Annotated in this window: 1 rRNA gene (only partly in view); it reads right to left on the bottom strand. The window is 57.0% G+C overall.

The window, feature by feature from the left end:
- Window positions 1–20: 20 nt before the first annotated feature.
- Window positions 21–2,686, bottom strand: a 23S ribosomal RNA gene (locus CCN29_RS23835) (it continues 458 nt past the right edge of the window).

Here is a 2,686-nt window from a genome sequence, read left to right as displayed (position 1 = left end):
CACAGTGGACGCGAGCAACTGAGGACAAGCCCTCGGCCTATTAGTACCGGTCAACTCCACACGTTACCGTGCTTCCATATCCGGCCTATCAACCCAGTCGTCTACTGGGAGCCTTACCCCATCAAGTGGGTGGGAGTCCTCATCTCGAAGCAGGCTTCCCGCTTAGATGCTTTCAGCGGTTATCCCTCCCGAACGTAGCCAACCAGCCATGCCCTTGGCAGAACAACTGGCACACCAGAGGTTCGTCCGTCCCGGTCCTCTCGTACTAGGGACAGCCCTTCTCAAGACTCCTACGCGCACAGCGGATAGGGACCGAACTGTCTCACGACGTTCTAAACCCAGCTCGCGTACCGCTTTAATGGGCGAACAGCCCAACCCTTGGGACCGACTCCAGCCCCAGGATGCGACGAGCCGACATCGAGGTGCCAAACCATCCCGTCGATATGGACTCTTGGGGAAGATCAGCCTGTTATCCCCGGGGTACCTTTTATCCGTTGAGCGACGGCGCTTCCACAAGCCACCGCCGGATCACTAGTCCCGACTTTCGTCCCTGCTCGACCCGTCGGTCTCACAGTCAAGCTCCCTTGTGCACTTACACTCAACACCTGATTGCCAACCAGGCTGAGGGAACCTTTGGGCGCCTCCGTTACCCTTTAGGAGGCAACCGCCCCAGTTAAACTACCCATCAGACACTGTCCCTGATCCGGATCACGGACCCAGGTTAGACATCCAGCACGACCAGACTGGTATTTCAACGACGACTCCACCCGAACTGGCGTCCGAGCTTCACAGTCTCCCAGCTATCCTACACAAGCCGAACCGAACACCAATATCAAACTGTAGTAAAGGTCCCGGGGTCTTTCCGTCCTGCTGCGCGAAACGAGCATCTTTACTCGTAGTGCAATTTCACCGGGCCTATGGTTGAGACAGTCGAGAAGTCGTTACGCCATTCGTGCAGGTCGGAACTTACCCGACAAGGAATTTCGCTACCTTAGGATGGTTATAGTTACCACCGCCGTTTACTGGCGCTTAAGTTCTCAGCTTCGCCCACCCGAAGGTGAGCTAACCGGTCCCCTTAACGTTCCAGCACCGGGCAGGCGTCAGTCCGTATACATCGCCTTACGGCTTCGCACGGACCTGTGTTTTTAGTAAACAGTCGCTTCTCGCTGGTCTCTGCGGCCACCCCCAGCTCAGAGCGTAAAGCTCATCACCAGGTGTGGCCCCCCTTCTCCCGAAGTTACGGGGGCATTTTGCCGAGTTCCTTAACCATAGTTCACCCGAACGCCTCGGTATTCTCTACCTGACCACCTGAGTCGGTTTAGGGTACGGGCCGCCATGAAACTCGCTAGAGGCTTTTCTCGACAGCATAGGATCATCCACTTCACCACAATCGGCTCGGCATCAGGTCTCAGACTATGTGCCAGGCGGATTTGCCTACCTGACGTCCTACACCCTTACCCCGGGACAACCACCGCCCGGGATGGACTACCTTCCTGCGTCACCCCATCACTCACCTACTACCAGCTCGGGTCACCGGCTCCACCACTCCGACCTCGTCCGAAGACTCAGCCGGCGGCTTCACGGGCTTAGCATCACTGGATTCGATGTTTGACGCTTCACAGCGGGTACCGGAATATCAACCGGTTATCCATCGACTACGCCTGTCGGCCTCGCCTTAGGTCCCGACTTACCCTGGGCAGATCAGCTTGACCCAGGAACCCTTAGTCAATCGGCGCACACGTTTCTCACGTGTGAATCGCTACTCATGCCTGCATTCTCACTCGTCAACCGTCCACAACTCGCTTACGCGGCTGCTTCACCCGGCAGACGACGCTCCCCTACCCATCACAGCACCCGTTGGGGCTATCTGCTGCAATGACACGACTTCGGCGGTACGCTTGAGCCCCGCTACATTGTCGGCGCGGAATCACTAGACCAGTGAGCTATTACGCACTCTTTCAAGGGTGGCTGCTTCTAAGCCAACCTCCTGGTTGTCTGTGCGACTCCACATCCTTTCCCACTTAGCGTACGCTTAGGGGCCTTAGTCGATGCTCTGGGCTGTTTCCCTCTCGACCATGGAGCTTATCCCCCACAGTCTCACTGCCGCGCTCTCACTTACCGGCATTCGGAGTTTGGCTAAGGTCAGTAACCCGGTAGGGCCCATCGCCTATCCAGTGCTCTACCTCCGGCAAGAAACACACGACGCTGCACCTAAATGCATTTCGGGGAGAACCAGCTATCACGGAGTTTGATTGGCCTTTCACCCCTAACCACAGGTCATCCCCCAGGTTTTCAACCCTGGTGGGTTCGGTCCTCCACGAAGTCTTACCTCCGCTTCAACCTGCCCATGGCTAGATCACTCCGCTTCGGGTCTTGAGCGTGCTACTGAAACGCCCTGTTCGGACTCGCTTTCGCTACGGCTACCCCACCCGGGTTAACCTCGCAACACACCGCAAACTCGCAGGCTCATTCTTCAAAAGGCACGCAGTCACGAGAACACAGCAAGCTGTGTTCCGACGCTCCCACGGCTTGTAGGCACACGGTTTCAGGTACTATTTCACTCCGCTCCCGCGGTACTTTTCACCATTCCCTCACGGTACTATCCGCTATCGGTCACCAGGGAATATTTAGGCTTAGCGGGTGGTCCCGCCAGATTCACACGGGATTTCTCGGGCCCCGTGCTACT

Origin of the sequence: Streptomyces pseudogriseolus (assembly GCA_002154585.1) — a bacterium.
GTDB lineage: Bacteria > Actinomycetota > Actinomycetes > Streptomycetales > Streptomycetaceae > Streptomyces > Streptomyces pseudogriseolus.
The sequence above is the reverse complement of the archived record's forward strand: the minus strand, read 5'-3'. Positions and strand labels throughout refer to the sequence as shown.